Origin of the sequence: Erythrobacter longus (assembly GCF_000715015.1) — a bacterium.
GTDB lineage: Bacteria > Pseudomonadota > Alphaproteobacteria > Sphingomonadales > Sphingomonadaceae > Erythrobacter > Erythrobacter longus.
In genome coordinates this window covers 171,641-193,418 of the sequence record NZ_JMIW01000002.1, presented here as the reverse complement: position 1 = coordinate 193,418, position 21,778 = coordinate 171,641, and the positions used below count along the sequence as shown (strand labels likewise).

16 protein-coding genes are annotated in these 21,778 nt (G+C 56.2%); 6 read left to right on the top strand and 10 right to left on the bottom strand.

Annotated elements, in window-relative coordinates; genetic code table 11:
- Positions 1–52: 52 nt before the first annotated feature.
- Positions 53–967 (bottom strand): DMT family transporter, encoded by a 915-nt coding sequence (locus EH31_RS06870; RefSeq protein ID WP_034959340.1) that lies wholly within the window; start codon positions 965–967, stop codon positions 53–55.
- Positions 968–1,032: 65 nt separating this feature from the next.
- Here EH31_RS06870 and EH31_RS06865 point away from each other — a divergent pair, with 65 nt between their 5' ends.
- Positions 1,033–1,287, top strand: coding sequence for a hypothetical protein (locus tag EH31_RS06865; protein ID WP_241765852.1), 255 nt, complete (start codon positions 1,033–1,035; stop codon positions 1,285–1,287).
- 77 nt (positions 1,288–1,364) lie between these two features.
- Here EH31_RS06865 and EH31_RS06860 read toward each other — a convergent pair whose 3' ends face one another.
- The gene (locus EH31_RS06860) at positions 1,365–2,912 is read right to left on the bottom strand and encodes a TadA family conjugal transfer-associated ATPase (RefSeq protein ID WP_034959339.1); all 1,548 of its coding nucleotides are present in this window, start codon (positions 2,910–2,912) and stop codon (positions 1,365–1,367) included.
- 393 nt (positions 2,913–3,305) lie between these two features.
- Between EH31_RS06860 and EH31_RS06855 the strand changes: the two genes are divergently transcribed.
- Positions 3,306–4,595 carry a lipopolysaccharide biosynthesis protein gene (locus EH31_RS06855; RefSeq protein ID WP_034959338.1) on the top strand — a complete coding sequence of 430 codons (1,290 nt, stop codon included), beginning with the start codon at positions 3,306–3,308 and terminating at the stop codon, positions 4,593–4,595.
- 15 nt (positions 4,596–4,610) lie between these two features.
- On the opposite strand, the gene EH31_RS06850 is transcribed toward EH31_RS06855, so the two are convergent.
- A complete protein-coding gene (locus EH31_RS06850) occupies positions 4,611–5,345 on the bottom strand; it encodes a methyltransferase domain-containing protein (RefSeq protein WP_034959336.1) in 735 nt (244 codons plus the stop codon).
- A gap of 93 nt (positions 5,346–5,438) precedes the next feature.
- On the opposite strand from EH31_RS06850, the gene EH31_RS06845 reads away from it, so the two are divergent.
- A complete protein-coding gene (locus tag EH31_RS06845) occupies positions 5,439–6,698 on the top strand; it encodes a hypothetical protein (RefSeq protein ID WP_034959335.1) in 1,260 nt (419 codons plus the stop codon).
- A 3-nt stretch (positions 6,699–6,701) separates the two neighbouring features.
- Entirely contained in the window at positions 6,702–7,739 is a 1,038-nt protein-coding gene (locus EH31_RS16835; protein ID WP_051699038.1) for a glycosyltransferase family 2 protein, read from the top strand.
- 2 nt (positions 7,740–7,741) lie between these two features.
- Here the strand turns inward: EH31_RS16835 and EH31_RS06835 are convergent, their stop codons facing one another.
- From EH31_RS06835 to EH31_RS06825, 3 genes are read right to left on the bottom strand one after another with little or no spacing between them, the layout of a single operon-like run.
- Positions 7,742–8,860 (bottom strand): glycosyltransferase family 4 protein, encoded by a 1,119-nt coding sequence (locus EH31_RS06835; RefSeq protein ID WP_034959334.1) that lies wholly within the window; start codon positions 8,858–8,860, stop codon positions 7,742–7,744.
- Positions 8,857–10,533, bottom strand: coding sequence for a hypothetical protein (locus tag EH31_RS06830; protein WP_034959332.1), 1,677 nt, complete (start codon positions 10,531–10,533; stop codon positions 8,857–8,859). The genes EH31_RS06835 and EH31_RS06830 overlap by 4 nt, the downstream gene beginning before the upstream one ends.
- The gene (locus EH31_RS06825; protein WP_034959331.1) at positions 10,530–11,543 is read right to left on the bottom strand and encodes a glycosyltransferase family 2 protein; all 1,014 of its coding nucleotides are present in this window, start codon (positions 11,541–11,543) and stop codon (positions 10,530–10,532) included. The genes EH31_RS06830 and EH31_RS06825 overlap by 4 nt, the downstream gene beginning before the upstream one ends.
- Positions 11,544–11,799: 256 nt before the next feature.
- On the opposite strand from EH31_RS06825, the gene glmS reads away from it, so the two are divergent.
- Together glmS and EH31_RS06815 are read left to right on the top strand one after the other, a co-directional pair.
- Positions 11,800–13,623 (top strand): glutamine--fructose-6-phosphate transaminase (isomerizing), encoded by a 1,824-nt coding sequence (glmS, locus tag EH31_RS06820; RefSeq protein ID WP_034959330.1) that lies wholly within the window; start codon positions 11,800–11,802, stop codon positions 13,621–13,623.
- Positions 13,624–13,762: 139 nt separating this feature from the next.
- Entirely contained in the window at positions 13,763–16,078 is a 2,316-nt protein-coding gene (locus EH31_RS06815; protein ID WP_051699037.1) for a putative bifunctional diguanylate cyclase/phosphodiesterase, read from the top strand.
- Here the strand turns inward: EH31_RS06815 and purQ are convergent.
- From purQ to EH31_RS16830, 4 genes are all read right to left on the bottom strand, one after another.
- Positions 16,075–16,764: a phosphoribosylformylglycinamidine synthase subunit PurQ gene (gene purQ, locus EH31_RS06810; protein ID WP_034959326.1), complete on the bottom strand. Its 690-nt coding sequence runs from the start codon at positions 16,762–16,764 to the stop codon at positions 16,075–16,077. The genes EH31_RS06815 and purQ overlap by 4 nt on opposite strands.
- Positions 16,764–17,015: a phosphoribosylformylglycinamidine synthase subunit PurS gene (gene purS / locus EH31_RS06805; RefSeq protein ID WP_034959325.1), complete on the bottom strand. Its 252-nt coding sequence runs from the start codon at positions 17,013–17,015 to the stop codon at positions 16,764–16,766. The genes purQ and purS overlap by 1 nt, the downstream gene beginning before the upstream one ends.
- Before the next feature lie 280 nt (positions 17,016–17,295).
- Positions 17,296–20,181, bottom strand: coding sequence for a M16 family metallopeptidase (locus EH31_RS06800; protein WP_034959324.1), 2,886 nt, complete (start codon positions 20,179–20,181; stop codon positions 17,296–17,298).
- Between the two features lie 133 nt (positions 20,182–20,314).
- Complete coding sequence (locus EH31_RS16830) at positions 20,315–21,769, bottom strand: caspase family protein (RefSeq protein WP_051699036.1); 1,455 nt, start codon at positions 21,767–21,769, stop codon at positions 20,315–20,317.
- Positions 21,770–21,778 lie beyond the last annotated feature (9 nt).

The window sequence follows — 21,778 nt, the reverse complement described above, 5'->3', positions numbered from 1 at the left end:
CGGGGTTCCTCGATAATTAGACTACACGATTTAGCCTGTGCTGCAAGATTACTTAGCCTTGCAGCACCTTTTCCTTTGCCAGTCTTCGTTCGCGCCATGCGATGAGAGCGCCTGCGCCAATGATGAGAGGGGCACCAAGCCACAGATTTGTGCTGGGCGCGGTGTCAAATACGCTCCACCCGTAATAGGTCGCCCATAACAAAGCGGTGTAATCCATCAGCAGGATCACGCCCGCAGACCCAAACCTCAAGCTAGCTGTAAGTAGGAGTTGGGCCAGAGCGCCGCACAGGCCCATCGCGCCAATAATCGCCCAGGTTTCGCCGCTGTGCGGAACATAAACAAACGGTAGGGTTAGCGCCATGGCAGGCGCCGTGAACAAGGTGAACCAGAACACGATGCTCCACGGGCTTTCGGTCTTGTTCAAATCTTGCAGTTGAAAACTGATAAACGCGACGAGAAATGCGGCGATCAGGCCGATTGTTGCCCCCAGCGGATCAATCCCGCCGCCTATTCCAAGACCAAATCCGGGCTGGGTCAGCACCAGAACCCCTGCAAAGCCCAAGGCCACCGCGCCCCAGCGAAATTTGCCAACACGTTCTTTGAACAATACCACGGCAAGGATGACTGCAAAAAAAGGCGCTGTGAAACTGATCGCGGTGGCTTCGGCCAGAGGCAAAAGCACGACCGCGCCGTAAACAAAGAACATGCCAGTAATGCCAGCAGCGGCTCGCCCGCCGTGCGCCTTGATGCGCTTGGTTTTAACGTCAGCAAGCTTCCCCATCGCAGCCAACATTCCAGTGATCGCGATGAGCGTTATAAATTGCCGCCAGAAGACCAATTCCGTCAGTGAAGCACCGCGCTCGCTTGCGAGTTTGACCAGCATCGAGAGTGTCGCAAGGGTTCCGGCTGCGGCCAGTCGCAAGCCAAGCGCTAAAAAGGGGCGAGGGCGGGCAACCGATCCATCCATTATTGCAAGGCTTTAAGCGCCTTGCGTGATTGCGCAATGCTTGCGTGCGTGTGCGCAAGGACTAAATGGGCGCTGCCATGGAGTTTATGAACCCTCTCACCTTTGCAAGCGATGCAGCTTTGCTGGCTTTTGCCGGGCTCACGTGCTGGGCGCTGGCGGGGGTTTGCCTGGTCATGGACAAACTTCGCGAGAAACACCGATCACTCGACCGGCTAGAGCGTGTGGGCTTTGTCCCATGGACGGGGCTCTTCCTGGGGCTTGCGATTATCGGTGGCGGATGCCTTGCGATGAGCCTGCCGGTTGTGCTGGGGAATTTGTGAATTTGATCTCCTGCGAAAGCAGGAGGCCATCTCGGGGCATTGAAGTTGGACTCCTGCTTTCGCAGGAGATCACAAACTTACAAGCAAGCCTCAAGATAAGCCTGATCAAAGCCAAACTGACGCGCTTTTTCCAGCGTGTAGGGACGCAGACCCGATGAGCGGAATTCGCCCATGATCTTGCCGTCTTCGCTCTCGTCGAGATACTCGAACTTGAACAGGTTCTGCGTCACGATCACATCGCCTTCCATCCCGATCACCTCGGTGATGTCGGTGGTACGACGCGAACCGTCGCGCAGACGTTTCACCTGAACGATCAGGTCCACAGACTCTGCGATCTGGCGTGAAATCGCTTCTTTTGGAATCTTGATGTCGCCCATCAGGATCATGTTTTCCATACGGCCCAAACACTCGCGCGGGGAGTTAGCGTGAAGCGTACACATGGAGCCATCGTGGCCGGTGTTCATGGCAGCGAGAAGGTCGAAACATTCTGCCCCGCGAATCTCACCAAGGATAATGCGGTCGGGACGCATACGCAGGGCGTTTTTCACAAGGTCACCAATGGTAATTGCGCCTTGCCCCTCAAGGTTTGGAGGACGTGTTTCAAGTGGCAGCCAGTGCGGCTGTTGCAAGCGAAGTTCGGCCGCGTCCTCAATCGTCAGAACGCGCTCGCCCGGATCAATCATCTTTGAAAGGGCGTTGAGCATGGTCGTTTTACCAGAACCCGTACCCCCTGAAATCACGACGTTAAACCGGCACGCGCCTGCAATTTTTAGGGCGGTACACATCTTCTCCGACATCGAACCAAATTCCTTGAGCATGTCCAAGGTGATCGGCTTTTCGGAGAATTTACGAATGGAGATCGCGGTGCCACGAAGGGACAGCGGCGGAACGATGACGTTCACACGAGAGCCGTCTTTCAAACGGGCATCGGCAAGCGGCGTCGTCTGGTCGACGCGGCGGCCGACCTGGTTCACGATGCGCTGTGCGATCTGGAAAAGGTGTTGCTCATCGCGGAACCGGATAGGCGCGATGGTAAGCTTGCCCTTTTTCTCGATGTAGGTCTGGTCCGGGCCGTTGACCATAATATCGGTCACGTCTGGGTCGGTTAGAAGCTCTTCGAGTGGACCAAAGCCCAAAAGCTCATCGATCAGAACCTTCTCGAGAGCAAATTGCTCGCGCCGGTTCAGCGTGACCTTCAATTCGGCCAGCACTTCCAAAATGATCGGGCGAAATTCTTCGGACAGCTCTTCTTTGGTGAGAGTGGCCGCGGCTTCCGGGTCAACGCGCTCGAGAAGGCGCGGGAGCACCTGCTCTTTAATCTTGTGGACGCTTGCCTCAAAGCCGCCAGTCTCTGATTCTGAGGCGTGCGTTGCATTCATACGCTCGGTCAGGCGGTCCATCGCATCAGCGGTCGACCCGCTTTTGGAAGCTTTGGGGGGTGGGGGTGCGCTCGATTTCGCAGGCTCGGAGCTTCCACCACCACTTGGTAGGGGTGGGAATTGCTCGCCGCCCTTTTCCTCGTCTGATGAAGAGTTGCCACCCTTCATCGGCCGTGCCACGCCAAAGGCAGGTTTTGCGCCCGGTCTCATGCCGCCTGCGCCACCTTTTTTGCCAAATGCGCTCATTAACTTAGCCCCCAAGGCTCAAACTGAAACCACTTAACTCTATCGCGAATTATCACGAAGAGCGTCTCTCGATTTGTGGTGAATAATTTGGAAACCTTAATTTTTCGCGAAAATCCGGAGCTGAATAGTGGGGACAAGCCAAATGCCGATCACACCCGGTACAATCACATTGATTGCGCCGAACTCATTGAAAAGTGTTTCATAAGTTTGAAAGTTTGCCCGGAAAAAAAGGTAGGCGATGATGGGTTGGCATCGACAAGATTATGGGATGAGCTATGCCGCACTGCGTGTCTTTCTCTTAAGCTTGGGGTAGTGGGACGTAAACACGGCTCAGGTCGCTTGGGGTTTGGTGAAACCTGCTGAAAAATCGCAGGGCATGGACGGACGGTGTAAATGCAAAAACTGCTGGGTGCTTGGGGTAAACTGGTCAGCGGGAATGCCGCTAATGGCCTGTTACAACTCGCTATCTTTGCTATCGCAGCGCAGGCGCTAGAGCTTGCCGCGCTGGGCGTTATCATCCTGATACAGGCCTATGTCCGTGTTGTGGATGGATTGCTAAATTTCCAATCCGTCAATGTCCTCACCAATTTTATGGCTGACGCTCAGGAAAAGGCTGGTCCCGACAGGCTGAGGGGCCTGTTCAAGGCGGGGCTCTTTGTCGATTTTGGTACAGCGGTTTTTGCAACGCTGGTCGCGCTTCTTTGCCTGCCCCTCGCTGATCAATTGTTCGGGTTTGGTGAGGACTGGCTTTGGTTTGCGGCCGCTTATTGCCTTGTCATTTTGACGCGGACCTTTGGCGCTATCGAGGCAGGATTGAGATGCTTTGACCGGTTTGGTGCGATCAGTTTGCGCCCTGTCACTGCATCTTCGACGATCCTTTTCGCTTCGCTGATTGTCTGGGTAACAAGTGGGACGGCGCAGACGCTCCTTATAGTCTGGCTCTGCGCGGAAGCTCTCGCAAACATTGCCTTTTTGATTTGGTCGATGCTCACATTGAGGCGCGAAGGCCTTGCGCAATTGAAGGGCGCGAATGCCAACGAAGCGATCCAGGGCTCGCGCAATTTCTGGCAAATGATGTGGCAGACCAATTTCACATACGGCTTGCGCATTTTCAGTCAGGAAGGCGATGTTCTTGTTGTCGGTGCACTTTTGGGGGAGGCGGCTGCGGCATTGCTAAAAGCGGCTAAGAACCTTGCTGCGCTTATCGGTCAGTTTGGCGCTCCTCTACACCGGGCATCAAGCGTTCCGATTGCGAGATTTGTAGCGGTGGGAGAAACGGGGCGGGCCTTTGGCTTTGCGCTAAAATCCAGCCTCGGGGTCGCAGCGCTTGGCCTTATCGGCACCGCGACTATGCTCGTCCTGACACCATTTGTGCTTACCACGGCATTCGGGCCAGAGTTTGAACCTGCTTACTGGATCGTCATTGGCCTGATGCTGGCAAAAGTTCTCTACCTGGCAGGGGCGGCGCTGCCCCCGATGATGCTGGCGCTTGATATCGCCAAGCAGTTCACCACTATGATTTTGCTGGGAAACATTGCGTTTTTCGGCGTACTTTTCGCGCTGATTTCGCCGCTCGGCCTAGTCGCAACCGTGTTTGCGCATCTTGCGTTTGAGGCTGTGTGGGCAATTTACGGGTGGAGCGTGACAGCTGGAAAGGCTCGTAAGGCCGCAACTTTGCCGTAGGCAGATGAAGCGCGATTAACTCCGGCCAAATACCTGTTTGACTTTGCGTGAAAGCGCCCGCGCTGGTTGTGCTGCTTCTGCGTGAAGATATTGATCGGGGTGGACCAGATCGAGCATCGCAGCGGGTGCAAAACCAGCGGTTTTCATCTTCGCTTCGGCCGCAGAACCTTCGCGCACATAAAGGAGCATGTTTTGACGATACCAAAACGCGATGGAGCTGTCTTTCCAGATCAAGGGGCGCACCGGATCAAATGCGACATAGCCGTGGGCTGCAAAATGGTCCGCCCAATAGCTTTGCCATTGTTCGTTTACGTGGCCCGTCCCGCCCTGCATCGGAATGGCAGCGGAGAAGAGCACGCAATCACCAAGTTCGCACAAGTCAGCGACAAAATCGCGAGCGCGAGTGGGAGCCAAATGCTCAGCCACTTCGAGCGAGATCACCAGATCATATCGGCGATCCATTGAAACCGTTTCTTCGAGATTTTGGAAACTCACTTCATTATCGGCAAGCACAAGGTTCGCGGTTTTTGCCCAAGGTCCCTCGAAACCCTGAACGTCGGCTATCCCCACTTCGCGCGCAGCGGCGAGCCAGGTGCCAACACCGCAACCCACATCCGCCGCGCTTTGAGGGTCGATCCACTCTTTTACCTTCGCGAGCACTGACCTCGCTGTTGCACGCGTGCGCGCATCGCGGTCAGCGTGAAAATCGCTGCCGTAAAGGGAATCGGGGGATTCGTTGGTGATGGCCATTTCATGCTTTCTCAATTGCGCTCACAGGCAGCGCTGCAAAACTCGTGCCTTTGATTAAGAAATCTTAGTAACTGCATGGTTAATGTCTGAACAATGTCCAAAGCGATGCTCTCCTCGATTGCCATGATGGTGCCCCGACCGGTGCGCCGGGGGCTAAAAACGCAGGTTCTGCCTCCGGTATTGCGCGCGGTGCGCCGGGCTCAAGGCAAAAACCCCGATGCTCCCGTCGCGCGCGAATACCGGGTGCCGGGCCGCGAAACCTTTGCAGGCTATTACGAAATTCAACCCGTATCGGCAGATGGCATGGCCGTGTTGGCGCATGCCAGCGTTGCTGCCCGCTCAGCCTTGACCGGTAAGGAGAGCGCGCGGCTTGGCTGGTTCGAGATAGAGACAGGCGAATGGCACGAACTTGCCCAGACCCAATTGTGGTGCTGGCAAATGGGAGCGCGGCTACGTTGGTGGGACAGTGCAGGCCCGCGCGCATTGGCGTTTAATACGATTGTTGATGGAAAGGCCGTTCACGCTGTGGCCGATGAAAGCGGCGTGCGAGCGCAATGCGACTGGCCATTGTTTGACGCGCGCGAAGAAGCTGGGATCGGCCTGTCGCTCAATTTTGGCAGGCTGGCCCATTGCCGCCCCGGCTATGGCTATCCGCGACTTGAAGACCCGTTTGCAGACGATAATTTGCCAGATGGCGACGGCGTCACCTTGGTCGATTTGGCCACGGGGAAGGGCGAGCTTGTCTATCCCATGCCTGAATTTGCAAAGGCTGTGCCCGGCGCGACGCAACGCGAATATCATTACCTCAACGCAGCATTGTTGAGCCCCAAGGCCACGCGCTTTACGGTGCTCTATAAACGTCTTCCCGAAGCGGGCGCTGTCCACAATTGGACCGTTGATGCAATGATCGGCAATTGCGACGGCTCTGGCCTCATCCGTGTGCCGCTCAACGGCCGGGCATCGCATTATTGGTGGCTTGATGAAGACCGGATTGTTTACACGGCGGGTGAGGGCATCTTTGCAAATTATGTGGTCTTTGATTGCCGCGATCAGTCATTGACCCCGCTATCGAACGCTGCGCCGAGCGTTGACGGTCACCCCAGCAAAAGTGAGGCAACGGGGCAGTGGATCACTGATACCTATCCTGATCTCTACAGTGACCAGACGCTTTTCACGCTTTCCCCCGATGCAGGGGAACGGCGCGAAATCGGACGTCTTCTTGCTGACCGGCGCTATCAAGATGAATGGCGCTGCGATCTTCATCCGCGATGGTCACGCGATGGTGAAACCGTTTGGGTGGACTCAACGCACGAAGGTTACCGTGCACTCTACCGCGTGGACGCAAACGCCTGAACCATGCCCGAAATCACCGTCTTGATGGGAGTGCACAATGGCGAGCAATTCCTTGCGCAAACGTTGGCGAGCGTTGCTGCCCAAACGTTTGAGGATTACGAATTCGTCATCGTAGATGATGCGTCCGGCGATAGCACTCCGCAGATATTGGAGTGCGCTGCAGCTGACGATCCGCGCATTCGTGTTTTGACCAATGAAGGCAACATTGGCCTGACCAGATCGCTGAACCGCGGCCTTGGCGAGGCACGGGGTGAATTTGTCGCGCGCATTGACGCCGATGATGTATGCATGAGCGAAAGGCTTGAAAAACAGCTTTCATACATGCGCAAAAACCCGGCATGTGTCGGCGTTACCTCGGGCTATATCATGATTGATGCGATGGGGCGCGAATTGGGGCGCACAGTTGATCCACTCGATGATTGGCAAATCCGGTGGCTGTTGGGCTGGAACCCGCCTGCGCCGCACCCAACCTATTTCTTCAAGCGTTGCCCGGATGGCAAAACCCCCATTTTCTATGACGAGCGGTTTCGCACTGCGCAGGATTTTGACCTTTGGGGACGGTTGGCAGCGCTGGGACCGACCCACCGTTTGAGTGACCCTCTCGTAAAGTATCGCCGCCATGACGGGGCAATCACCCATTCCAAACGTTATGAGCAGGCACAAAATTGTGCCGAGATTGGCCACAGAAACCTTAGCGTTCGTTTGCCCCAAGAGGTCGTCGAGAAGCTCAATCCGCTGATCGAGATGTTCGCCTACAATACAAAGGCAAACGGCGAGACTGTAAAAGCGGCGGCCGCAGGGGTAAATGCGATGTTGGCGCATGACTTACCCAATGCACGCCTGCATGGCCGCTGGGTCATGCGAATGACAGCGGGCCTTCTGGCGGATGCTATTCTGTCTCGGGGTGGCGGGCTGTCCTCACCAAAAGCAGTGTCGGCGTTTCTTTGGCACGCGCGCTGGCTTTTGCTGCCTTTGGCAGGCGCTGTTTTGAGCGATCCGGGGACTGCGTTCAAATCCCTCAAGAACAGAAAGCGCGCCTGACCTTAGCTGCGCGAGGTATAAATCTCAGCCGTTTGCTCTGCTACGCGGGCCCATGAATAATGGCTTTGTGCAATGCTTTGAGAGCGGACTAGGAATTGAGCGCGTTTTTCAGCGCCTTGGCTGAGAACCTGCGCGATTTTGGCGGCCCATTTTTGCGCATTGCCCGCTTCGATCAGAAAACCTGTTTCGCCATCTTTGACCGCATCGCGCAGGCCACCGGTGTCAGCGGCAAGAACCAATCCGCCAGAACTTGCCGCTTCGCACGCGACAAGGCCAAAGCCTTCAAATTCGCCATTTTCGCGCTCAATATTGGGAACAATCACACACGCCGCCTGCGCATAGCTTTGGGTAAGCTTGCTTTGCGGCATCCGTCCGAGAAATTCGACTTGAGGGTGGTCAAGAGCCGCCTTTTCGCTTTCATCCCAAACCGTACCAACAACGGTTAAGCGAAGGTCGTCGGGAAGCAGTGGCAGCACGTCGCGCACAAACCAGCTGAGCCCTTTTTGTGTGATCAATCGCCCTGCAAAAAGGAGCTGTTTTGGGTTGAAATCGCTCTTGGGTTCGCAGCGTAAATCCGTGGCCAAGGGAACGACTGCATTGCATTGCCATCCGATCTGTTCCAGCCGCGTTTTTGTCGCGTTTGAATTGGCGATTACCCGAGCTTTTGAAAGCAGGGCTGAACCCAGTTTGAGGAACAGGTTATAAAGCCCACCCTTAATGCCGCCGCGCGCGCCATAGGATACATCGGTGCCATGTGCGGACAAGACGACCCTTGCACTCGGGAAAAAGAAAAGCGCCATCAATGCCAAAGGCCAGATCGCCATATCTCCCAAATGGATGATTTGAGGTTTGTGTTGGGCACGAAAAAGCCTGCCGAAGACGGTGACAGGGAAAAACAAAAGCGATGTAATGCTGGGGGGAAGGCCGTTGTCGCGTCCCTGCAGAGCGATCACATCGACCGTTTGAAGTTTGGCGACCTCTTGCGTGAGGCGTTCGCTGTAGGTTTCCATCCCGCCTACCGCTGGCCCCCACTTGCGCGTAATGAAAAGCACCCTTGCGCCAGCTTCAAGGCTTGATGCGCGGCGGCCTGCATCGCTTTGAGGGGCTGCTTTTTGCGTCAAAACCCGCCCCAGTAATCCTGCACAGGAGGAGCGTCGGGCACGCGCGTATCGCGGCCCCAGGTAAGGTTCGCTTGCTCGCTGGAAAGGTTGCGGATTTCAATCAGCCCGCGCGAAAGCTCCACCTGCGCGCCTGCTGCGACTTGTCGACCATCAATCACCATTGCGTCTGAAACTGTGTAAGTGCCGGGAACAAGGACATTCCAAGCAATGGTTTCACCGGGGGCAAGGTTGCGCCCTGCGATGAAGATGTCCCCCCAGAAACGGCGATAATTAGAGCGCAAGGCCTGCGCATCCTTGGGGTGGAATGCGTCATTTGCAGCGCCGCTAAAGAGCGGCGCGAACATCTGTTCATTGTCGAGCAGCAAAGGAACCGGGCCTTGTTCCATGGCTTGTTTAAAGCGTGGAACGCCTGAATTGCGATAACCTTCCAATCCCCACGGGGTCAAAAACCCATTCATCTGACGAAAGGAGCCAACCATTGCGCAGCAATCGAAATAGGCGACGGGTTCTTCAAATGTCGCGTGGACTGCATTGAGGAGGGTATGCTGCTTTTCTTTGACAGGAGCCTCGCCGCCAAACCACACCACCAAAGAGAACAGCGCAATGATGCCAGAGATCGGGCCAGCGCCATAACGCTTTGCGGCAAAGGCAAGACTTACCGAGGCGGCGACCGCGACAGGGGGGAGAATAAAGACGTAAAAATACGGCGCGCTGTTGTGATAGAAGAGCGGCGTGAGAACCGGCAACCAAAGCGCGAAAACCGCAGTTCGCTTGGCAAGAGGCAGGTCCGATTTCGCGATGAGAAAAGGCGCGGCAATCACCGCTGCTGCGAGGGGAAGGGCGAACAGAACCGCCTCTTTCGTCATCGGCAAATAGGGCGAGTGCAAAATTCCAAACATCTTAGCAGCAGAGCCGCCCGCATAAGATGTGGGGCTTGCCACAGACGCAGAACTCTCCAGCGGCCAGCTATGCAGCGCAAAAAGGATTGCAAAGCCGGCGAGAGCGACCAATCCGGCACCAACCCAGCGCAAGACATAGGTCCACTCAAAACCTTCCTCTTCCCAGCGCCACAACGCGACCCCGGCAAAGGCTGGCAGCCAGAGCACAAACTTGATCGTGAACATTGCCGACAAAGCGATGAGCATCCCCATAGCCACCAGTGATCCTGCTCGAAGGCGGCTGTGCATGGCGATTGCAAGAGCGCTGGACAGGCTTGCGGCGACCATGGGATCGATACGGAAAGACGTGGCGTGGTTGAGCACGAAGCCGCCGCCCAAATAGGCCGCAACCGCAAGGCAGGCACCGGTATGACCTGTGATTCTACGCGCGACCTTGTAGGTCGCAAAGGCCGCAATTCCGGTGAAACCCAGCATAAACAGGCGCGCGGTGATGATATGGTCAATCTCATTTCCGGGCGTTTGCGGCAGCCACCATGAGAACAGGCGCACGAAAAGTGTCTGTAACGGTTGAAAGCTGTCGCCGCGCGCGATGGTTTCAACAAGCCCGTAATGCCAGAACTCATCCCAATTGATCGACCGGGTGAGCGCCAAATGCAGATGAAGCGCCGCGAGGAAAACGAGCAGCGCATAGACCCAAAGGGTGGATGTTTTGGAGAGCAGGCCGTCAAATGGCGATCTGGGCGCCTCCGGCTGTTCGATTGCCGCCGCTGTCATGCGCGTCGCCTGAAATCGCTGTCGCCCTCGTCTGCCGAAGGAGCAGGTTTGGCCGATTGCTTCGGCTGGTCCAGCTTTTCCTCAATCCGGCGCAATTTCAGCATATTTGCCTCAAGCAGCTTGCGGTTGGTGGCGATGAGATCGGCAAGGATGCCCAGCACTGTGACCAACACTCCGACTGTCAAAAGCGCGCCGCCAATAACCAGCGATTGAATGTGCCCCTGACTATCGCCTGTGATGAAGAACCAAAGGAAGCGCGCGATCGGGAAGACGCCCAAAAGCGTTGCCAACATCCCAAGTCCCACAAACACGCGCAGCGAGTTGAACGTGGTGTAAGCCCGCAGGATCGTCACGCCGGTTTGTTGGATGAACTTCGGGATGGATTTGAACAATCGCGAAGGGCGCGTGGCGGCGTGGGTGCGGATGGGCACGCTGGTGATGGCAAGCTTCTTGCGGCCTGCCTGGATCAGCATGTCGGTTGTGTAGCTGAAATCTGTGGTAATATTGATGCGCTGCGCTGCATCGCGGCTGATCGCGCGAAACCCGCTGACCGCATCGGTTATGTCGGTGGCAGACAAAGTGCGCACGACATAGGACCCAAGGCGTTGCAGCAGACGTTTGCCCGCCCCAAAGTGCGCGTTGTTGCCAACCGAGCGATCACCAATGCAAATGTCGGCTTCACCAGTGACAACGGGCGCGACGATTTTTGCGATGTCTGCCCCTTCATATTGTCCATCGGCATCGGTGTTGACGATGATGTCTGCGCCTTCGCTCAAACATTTGTCGATCCCGCTGCGAAACGCCTCGGCTAGGCCCTTGTTACGGCGGTGGCGCACGATATGCTGCACGCCCCAGCGTTTTGCGACGCCGCTTGTGTCATCGCTGCTGCCATCGTCGATGATGCAATATTCGATTGTGTCCACACCCGGTATGCTGCGCGGCAATTTTGCCAGCGTTTCAGGCAGCACTTCGGCCTCGTTGAGGCAGGGTATCTGGATAATGAGCTTCATGTTTCTATTCTTGCCCCTAAAAGACGCGCCTAAAAAAGCGCACGCGCGTCTCGTGTTGCAGCCGTGCTAGCGGGGGGTGTTTAAGCAATCGTAAACCATGATAAGTAAGTGCAGAGGCAGAGTTGGCGCGGTGAGGTAAAAATCTGGGCTTCAAAGCGCGCTTGCCCTTCAAGTCTTGTTCAAGCTTTGTAATTAAGGGGGGCGCCTTCAGATTGGCGAACGGCCATGCGCAAAACCCAAAGGAATTGATCAGTCTATGTGCGGCATTATCGGGATCGTGAGCTCTTCACCTGTGTCAGACCGTTTGGTCGATGGCCTGAGACGCATGGAATATCGCGGCTATGACAGCGCAGGCATCTGCACGCTGCATGAAGGCGAGTTGGTGCGGCGGCGCGCAGAGGGTAAGTTGCTCAATCTTGTCGGCGTTTTGGAGAACGATCCTGCCGAAGGGACAACCGGGATAGCACACACTCGCTGGGCCACGCACGGCGCTCCGACAGCCGCCAATGCGCACCCTCATGCGACCGAAGAACTGGCTCTGGTTCACAACGGGATCATCGAGAATTACAAGGCGCTTCGCGAAGAGCTGAAGAACGAAAACCGCACCTATGCGAGCGAGACCGATACCGAAGTCGTCGCGCATTTGATATCCTCGCGCATTGAAAAGGGCGCTACACCGCAAGAAGCGGTCGCCGAAGTCCTGCCCAAGCTGCGCGGTGCATTCTCGCTTGCGATTGCCTTTCGCCGGCACCCTGATCTCCTGATTGGAGCGCGGCTTGGCTCCCCGCTCGTGCTTGGGCACGGTGAAGATGAGATGTATTTGGGCTCTGATGCGCTTGCATTGGCGCCTTTGACCCAGCGTATTTCCTATCTTGAAGAAGGCGATTGGGTTGTCATCACCAAGGAAGGTGCGCAGATATTTGACGCGAAAAATGAGCCGGTTGAGCGTAAAATTCAAGCGTCCGGTGCCTCTGCCGCTGCGGTTGAGAAGGGCAATTACCGCCACTTCATGCAAAAAGAGATTTTTGAACAACCCACCGTGGTTGCGCAAACGCTTTCCTCTTATCTGCGCCGGGAAGATGTTTCGGTTGCGCTTCCCCAATTTGACTTTGACTTGTCCGCCATTCGCCGCCTGACCATCGTTGCGTGCGGCACGTCGTACTACGCAGGCCTCGTCGCCAAATACTGGTTCGAGAAATTCGCCCGTGTGCCCGTTGATATCGATGTGGCTAGCGAGTTCCGCTACCGCGACCCCGTACTTGAAGAAGGGGGGCTCGCACTCTTTATTTCGCAAAGCGGTGAAACCGCCGACACGCTCGCAGCGCTGCGCCATTGCAAGGAAAATGGTCAGATAATCGCGGTGGTGGTCAATGTGCCCACCAGCTCCATGGCGCGCGAAGCTGACCTTCTTTTGCCGACCCACGCCGGGCCTGAGATCGGCGTTGCCTCGACCAAAGCTTTCACCTGCCAGCTCGCGGTTCTTGCCGCGCTAGCTGCCCACATGGCAGTCAAAAAGGGACGCCTGACGCGCGAAGAAGAACGCGAGGTTGTCACCCATCTGCTAGAAGCACCAGCAGCGCTCAATGAAGCGCTCAATCACGACGACGATATTGCCGCCATGGCGCCATTGTTCTCCCAGACCCGCGATGTCCTTTATCTGGGGCGCGGGCAGGACTACCCATTGGCCCTCGAAGGTGCATTAAAACTCAAAGAAATCAGTTATATCCATGCCGAAGGATATGCATCTGGCGAGATGAAGCATGGGCCTATTGCGCTTATCGATGATGATGTGCCCGTAGTAGTGATTGCACCGTCTGGACCGTTGTTCGAAAAAACTGTCTCCAATATGGAGGAAGTTCGGGCGCGCGGCGGAAAGGTCGTTTTGATCTCTGATGCGGCCGGGATTAAGCAAGCGGGCGAGGGATGTTTAGCCACGATCGAAATGCCAGTGGTTCACCCTCTGATTGCGCCCTTAGTCTATGCAATTCCGGTACAATTGCTGGCGTATCATGTCGCAGTTGTTAAGGGCACAGACGTCGATCAACCACGCAATTTGGCGAAATCGGTGACGGTTGAATAGCTTTGGAAAATCGGCGGATTACCGCTTAATTTTTTCTGCACGCAATGCTTCGGGCTTTACCGTGTCATAACCTTTGGCGATTAACCAAGGCTGCGTGAACGCACCCGACCTCTTCCCACCGCCATCAATTGCGCGAAAAATGCCCACCTCCACCGTCCTTGGCTTTTCGGATAAAGGCCAAAGCGACTGGTCACGGTTGCGGGGGTTGGAGGATCGTGACCTTGGCCGGCTGACGTTCCACCGTGCCTACGTGCACGCCTTGGTTGGACTGTTCGTGGTCCAGATATACATCGGTTTGATTTCCGCCGTTGGGCTTGGAATATGGTTCGCGGCGCTTGTCGGCACCCAGTTGTACAGCATGTGGATGGACCGCAGCGCAAAGAACATTCACAGCAAGGCTGCGAAGGCGGCCAAGTCCCGTATTCACTCGGGCCTCACTATTGCGACTGCGTTGCTGTGGTTGGTTCCCTTTGTGGCGTTTGCGCCCTATGGCCCCAAAGAGAGCGCGGTTACGATCATGGTGATCGTCCTTCTGCTCATGGCAGCAAGGGTTTATTTCTACACGACCACACCGTTCAACATGATGATTGTTACCGTGCTTAATGGGATTGGGGCAGCGGTGCCCTTCGCGTTGATGGGCGACTTGGTGATCTCAGGCGGTGTCATACTGTTCACGATCTGCACCATGTTGGGCGCAGTTGAAGTGGGTAGATCGCATATGAGCGCCCGTATCGCAGAAAGCGTGATTGCAGAGAAAGAAGAAGTGGTATCGCTTCTGTTGCGCGAATTTGAGGAAAACGAAGCGGACTGGTTGTGGGAAATCGACACCCGACGACGCCTCCAATCGGTCAGCCCCCGTTTTGCGTTTGCCTTGAATTCATCAGATGCCGAAGTCGAAGGCAAACCGCTTTTGGCGCTTATCGCAGGCGACAAATGGGAAAGCGGTGATTTCCCGCGAAGTCTACATGAGCTGGCTGAGAAGCTGCGCAATCGCGAGAATTTCGCCAATTTATTTGTGCAGGTCTCGATTAAAGGCGTTGAGCGTTGGTGGGAGCTTTCTGGCACACCCATTCGCGATGAACGGGGTAAGTTTACCGGTTTTCGCGGCGTTGGCTCTGATGTCACAGAGCAGCGCCATTCGTCGGAGAAAATCGAGTATCTTGCGCGCTATGACACGCTGACCTCGCTGCCTAACCGTTTGATGCTGACCGAGGCACTGGGTGATGCGCTTGAGTATGCGCACCATTGGCGCACACGCTGCGCGATGATGATGATCGATCTCGACCGGTTTAAGGCAGTGAACGATAGTCTTGGTCATATGACCGGCGACAAGCTGCTCGCACAGGTTTCTGCGCGGCTTCAAACGCTCATGGGCGACAACGCCATTATTGGCCGGCTCGGCGGGGATGAGTTTGCGGTTGTTATTCGGGATGCAAGCGATCTGAATTATCTGCGCAGCCTCGCTCAGCGGGTGATCTCCAGCCTTTCAGAGCCGTATCAGGTCGACAATCACACTCTGTATGTCGGAGCGAGCGTTGGCTCTGCGATTGGTCCACGCGATGGCAAGACGGTCGAGGAACTGATGCGCAATGCCGACTTGGCGCTGTACCGGGCCAAGGATACTGGCGGCGGCTCTCATTACCGATTTGAGCCGAATTTGCACGCCTTCGCAGAGGAACGGCGAAAGTTAGAGGTGTCGCTGCGCAACGCGCTGGGCCGCGATGAATTTATCTTGCACTATCAGCCAGTGGTTGATGCGCGCACTGAAAGCATTGTCAGTTTTGAAGCCTTAGTGCGTTGGAACAGTTCAGAGCATGGCTTTGTAAGTCCGGGCAAATTCATCCCTCTTGCAGAAGATACCCGCCTGATTGTCCCGATTGGCAAATGGGTTCTTCGCCAGGCCTGTTTCGAAGCGCGTAAATGGCCAGAGCATGTAAAGGTGAACGTAAACGTATCGCCGGAACAATTGCTCGAGCCCAATTTCCATCAGGAAGTGATCGATGCTCTTTCTGCCAGTGGCCTTCGGCCTGAGCGCCTTGAGATCGAAGTGACGGAAAGTATTTTCCTTCGCGATGCCAGCATTGCCCGAAATGCGCTTGAACAAGCGATGGCTTTGGGTTGTTCGGTCGCATTGGATGACTTTGGGACTGGCTATTCATCGCTTGGCTATTTGCGCAAGCTCCGCTTTTCAACGATCAAGGTTGACCGCACTTTTGTCGAAGGCGCCTCGCAGGGCAGCAATGAAAGTTTTGCGATTATCAATGCCGTTGTCGCGATGGCGAAAAGCCTTGATATGACAACCACGGCAGAGGGCGTCGAAACCTCAGAAGAAGCCGAACTTATCCGCAACCTTGGGTGCGATAAAATCCAAGGGTATTATTTTGGTCGCCCAATGCCGGCTGATGATGCGAAACGTCTTTTCGACGACAACTGGACCCGGATGAAACGCGCTTAAGCGGCAACCAGGCTGTTGATCACGTTTTCAAACAGAGCGCGTCCATCTTCGCCGCCAAGCGAGGGGTGCGAAGCAGGTTCAATCGCACGTTCCGGGTGCGGCATCATGCCAAGCACGCGGCCATTGGCGCTCAATACGCCTGCGATATTGCGGCGTGATCCGTTCACGTCGTCTGTATAACGAAACGCCACACGGCCATCGCCTTCAAGCGCGTCGAGGGTGGCTTCATCTGCGAAGTAATTGCCATCGTGATGCGCGACCGGAATGCGCAAGTTTTGGCCCTGTTCAAAACCGCTGGTGTAAATCGATGTTGTGTTGACGACTTCCAGATCGACTGTTCTGCATACGAAGGTCTGGCCTGCATTACGCATGAGGGCGCCGGGCAAAAGACCGCTTTCCGTCAGAACCTGAAAACCATTGCATACGCCAAGCACGGGAACACCGCGATTGGCGGCACTTACCACCGCGCGCAGAACTGGGCTGCGGGCTGCCATCGCGCCTGAGCGCAAGTAATCACCGTAAGAAAAGCCGCCGGGCAATGCGATGAAATCGAGCCCGTCAGGTAGATCGGCATCGCCATGCCAAATTCGAATTGCTGGCTCTCCCGATACCGCTTCAAGCGCCACCGCCATATCGCGGTCACAATTGGAGCCCGGGAAGGTGATTACGCCTGCTTTGAAACCCATCAGGCGGGCTCCTTCGCATCGTCAAGGCGTTCAATCGCGAAATCCTCAATCACCATATTGGCCAGCAACTGCTCGCACATTTTGGTGAGTGTTTCGTCCGTTGTACCCTCAGCCACATCCATTTCGATCATCCGGCCAATGCGCACATCTTCGACGCCTTCAAAGCCAAGGCCATCGAGGGAATGGTGCACTGCGCGTCCCTGCGGGTCGAGCACGCCAGGCTTAAGACGAACGAGGATGCGAACTTTCATAGGGCTTTGTGTCCTAAGGATTGGGGCCGATCAGCCGATTGTTATCTGTTGTCCCACGCCTATAGCGTCTCAAACTGCACGTGCAATCTTGCGAAGTTGCACAATCACCCACGATCAAAACAGATCGCTTTGGATCAAACTCATGTCTCAACCGTGGGCTTGTTGGGATTTGGGGCTTGGTATGCGTTCGCCATTGCGCTAGCGCTGAAGCTTCCAAAGGGTAATGTTCCCAATGGGTAGGCTGGCAGGAGGCGACCTGTCAGCCTTTCCTTTTTCTGGCTTATGACGAGGGTACAGCCAAAACGCCTTGGTCGCTTTCCCCTTTGGGCAGGACCACAAATTCTACCGCGCTTTCAGGCGATAGATATTTGCGTGCAGCCTCGCTCAGATCATCAGCGGTAATGGCGCGCAATGTGTCAGGTCCTTTAAACCAGCGTTCCAACCTGTCGCTTTCGCTTTGCGCCCGGTCGGCAAGCTGGAGCCAGCCACCAAGTGATTTTAACGCATTGTCATAAGCTTCCAGCAAAGGCTGGCGCGCGCGCTGGATAAGGTCGGGATCAATAGGTTCTTCGCGCAGGTCCGTGATAAGCTTGGCAATTGCACCGCGCGCCGCTTCCAATTCTGTCACATCTACCGACGCCGTCAGCGTGAACGTGCCATAGCCGGGGTAAATCTTGCTCATCGAGCTGGACGCATTGGGCGAATATGCCTGTCCCAACTCTTCTCGAAGCCGGTCGGTTAGCTCGATGCGGACCATCCGGGCGAGCAAGGACATGCGCAATTCTTCGGTAAAGTCGGCGTCATCATCAGTGGGCCAAACCATTCGCAGCAAAGCCTGATCGGGTTCGCAAGTATGAGTGAGGACGTGGCGAGTGCGATTGGACGTAAAGGCACGTTCGCGCGCGTCTTTACGGAGACGAAACTCAGGCTCACGCGGTGGCAATGCGCCAAGGGTTGATGCAACCCTCGCAATCGCCTCTTCCTCGTCAAAATCGCCCACCAAAGACAGCTCAATCGCGCCTGATGCAAGCCTGTCACCAATCGCCTCATCCAGCTTTGTGTAATTCAGAGCGAAGAATTCATCGCGGGTCTGAAGGCTGAACCGGGGGTCGCCGTCGGAAAGGATTGCGCCTGATGCATTGGAAAGGGCGCGAAACGGGGTGGAATCGAGCGTCTGGAAGAAATTGTCGATGCCGCGCCTGAATTGCTGAAGGCCTTCTTCGCGGTACCCCGGATCGGTGAGGGCCGCGGTCAGCAATTGCATTTGCAGCGCAAGATCGCGCGGCGTGGTCGCTCCTGTAAAGCTGAACGTGTCGGCCGTGTTCGACGCGCTAAAACCAACGCTTCGTCCGGCCAAAATGGTCTGCAACTCATCGCGGCTATGCGCGCCAAGCCCGCCTGCAGAAAGCGACCCGATGAGATAGGTGCGCAAGGGATCTTCGCGCGTATTCATCAAGGCGCCGCCATCCAGCAGCAGTCTATACGCGACCCTGTCTTCGCGAATGTCGGTCTGTTTTAGGGTGAGGCGCACATTGTTGGCAAAGGTGATTGTGCGAAAGCCCAGACGCTCATCGCGTTTATCAATGATAACCGTACCCGGTTCACCAAAATCGCTGTAGGCAAACTCTTTTGCGCTGCCTTCTTGCGGGGGCGCAATGGGCAGGGCGATCGCTTGTGCAAAGGCGCTTTGCAGCGCTTCTTCGCCGCCTTCAGGGGCGGTCCTGCCTTGGAACCGGATCAGCGGATCACCCAATGGGATGTACCTATCGCGAAAAGCGGCAAGGACAGCGCCGGGTGTGATTGCATCTTCCAAATCGTTGAAGAACGCGAGCTGAAATTCCGGAGTTGTCGGCACGCTTTCATCGGAGACCAAGTTGATCGCAGCCGACGCATAAAAACTGTTAGCCCGTGTGTCGCTTCCCGCCGCTCGGTTTTCAAGGGTCGTGCGGATGTTGGATAACTGTTCTGTGATCTCGGCTTTTGTGAACCCGTAGGTTGCGGCTTCGCGTATACTTTGAACCGCTGCCAGCATGCCTTCGCGCCACTTTCCGTCTTCGCTTGCAATAGAGAGCGTGTTGGTCCGCGCATCTTTAAAGATTGATCCTTGGGAGAAGCTCGCACCCCGAAACGGAGCGGTTGATGAGCGCGCCAGTCGGGCCAGTCGCCTGCGGATGACGCCATAAGCCACCCCTCGCAAAAGCGAGGCCTTGCGCCGCGCAAGCGTGTCGGGTTCGTCAATATGGGGGCCAAGCTGTGTGAGCGTCACGCTTTCTGACAAGGCGGGATCGATGAAGATATCGCTTGCCCCTTTGCGCGCTGTGTCGACCGGACCACTCACCGGCTCGGGCGGCGCAGGCGCAGGCGCCCAATCGGCGAAGCGCGTGCGAATAGCCTGTTCCATGACGGAGACGGGAAAGTCTCCAACGATGATCATTACCGTGTTCGAAGGAGTGTAGGTGCGTTCATACAGGCCGCGAAGATCTGCTGCCGTGGCGTTCTCAATCACCTCAAGCGTGCCAATAGGGAGCCTTTGGGTATAACGGGCACCGGGCGAGATGAATTCAAACCCGTCCTCGCGCGCACGTTGTGCAAATCCCCGCCTGTCGCGCCGCTCGGCAAGGATGACGCCGCGCTCTCTTTCCACCGCCTCAGGCGCGATCGTCAGCTCGCTCGCGGTCTCGCGCATAAGCATCATGGCAGTGCCTAGAAGCTCTTCATCATTGCGCGGGAGGTCGAGCATATAAGTGATCGCCTCAAACCCGGTGGTTGCATTGGTGTCCGCGCCAAAGGCAAGACCTTCGCGTTCCAGCAACGGGATCATTTCGCCCTCGGGAATATTGGTCGATCCGTTGAACGCCATATGTTCGAGGAAATGCGCAAGGCCGCGTTCGCTTTCGGTTTCTTCGAGCGAGCCAGAACCAATCCGCATGCGCACCAAAGCGGTGCCTTCGGGCGTTGCATTTTCGCGCAGAATATAGCGCATTCCGTTTTCAAGCTGACCAAAAACAAAGCCCGGATCGACCGGAATGTCGCTCGCCTCAAACGGCCAGAGGTGTTTTGTTGTCGTGGTTTCGCTGACCTCGCCTTGCGTATCTTGCGCAAACACAGGGGCGACGGGCAAAAGCAACAATAGACCAGCGGCAAATACGCGGGCTGCAAAATTCATCAAAGGCCTAAACTCATCTCGGGCTTGTCTCTCGGGTCTCTCTCAGGCGTCGCAATCTAGCCAGTAAATCGCGGTTGTCAGGTGGTTTCTGGGTGAACGAAATGACCACCGCCACGCACAGCCCTATTGGGGCTCATTGGGGAAGCTCCTCGTCCAACATCGCTGGATCGTCAAGCGCTTCGCGAATGAGCACGAACTCAACCGGGAATGGGAAGCTTGCGATCCTGACGCCGAGATTGCCATCTGCGCGCAGCGTAAGCTTTGAAGCGCCATTCAAGAGGATGTCGCGCCCAAGATAGACGCCCGGGCTCTCGCGCCTCAAATCCGTCATTGTCACTTGTTCAGGGTTGACCCGGAAAAGCAGCGCGTAATTCCATCCATCAACCGCAAACGCGCGGCCTCGCTCGATCCGCATCCGCTTGTCATTGGTGGAAAGACGCCAAACACCGTCGATCGGCAAGGGTTCGCCAAGGTCCACCGCATAGCGCCCCGGTAATGCCGCGCCCAAGGAGATGATCCAGGGCTTGTCGCTATTAAGCTCCCCTCCGTTAGCCGTCGGATCGAGTAATTGCTCGATGTTTTCTCTCGCAAATCTTGCATATGTGCCATCGGGGAATTGCTTCAGATAGGCGCGGTATCCCTCAACCCGGTCGCGGGCGAGAGCTTCGAGCCAGACTTTCTCATCAAGCAGCGTGGTATCTTGTGCTGATACGCCGCGGCTGGAGGCAATGCGGTCTGTTGCACTGGCAAAATCGACGAGGGCAAGCTGGTTGGAGGGCTCCTGCGAGGCCACGCCCGCATTGAGGCTGGCAAGCCATTCCATCTGCGTGTCAGGCCCATCGACCAGAAACAGCGGCTGTCCGGTCATGGAGGCAGAGATAAAGGGGCGTTGTTCTCCATCGGTAGCCAGCAAAACATCATCGCGCACCATCCCGCCCAGCAATTGGACAGGCAAACCCGGCTGCACAATGCGCCGGGCCAAAGCGAGGGCAAAGGGTGAGTTCCCGTCCGCTCCGTCAAAGGCAAAGGCGCCCGGGGCTGCTGCATAAATGACCAGCATGTCGTCCACTTCAAGCGGGGCGAGGCCGCGCGATACATTGCGGCTTTCTCCCTCCCAACGATTGGCGAAGGGATTGTTCCTGCACGCATCAAGGATCGCAATGCGCAGTTTTGCGCCTTCGAGGGTGTCGAGCACGCGGTTCAATTCAACCGCTTCGAACGGCATGTCTTTTTCTGCCGCCAAGGTGGCGCTGGTCGGGACAAGCCAGTTGCGCCCTTTGCTCTCAACTCCGTGGCCTGCGTAGTATACGAGCGCTGTATCCGCTCCATCGGCAAGCTCGCGAAAATCGCGCAAGGCTTTCATAAAATCTGGCTGATCGAGGTTTTCAGCGAGCTCTACGGTGTCGAACCCGATCTGGCGAAGCGCGCCTGCGATCAGTGTGCTGTCAGCGGGCGGATTGGCGAGCTGCGAGGTGTGATCATAGTCAGAATTGGCGATGACCAGAGCGACCTTTTGCGCTTGGGCTGCGTCGGGCAGGGCGATGCCAAGCGCTGCCAAGCCCAACAAAATCCGCAAAAATGCAATCATGCCAAAACC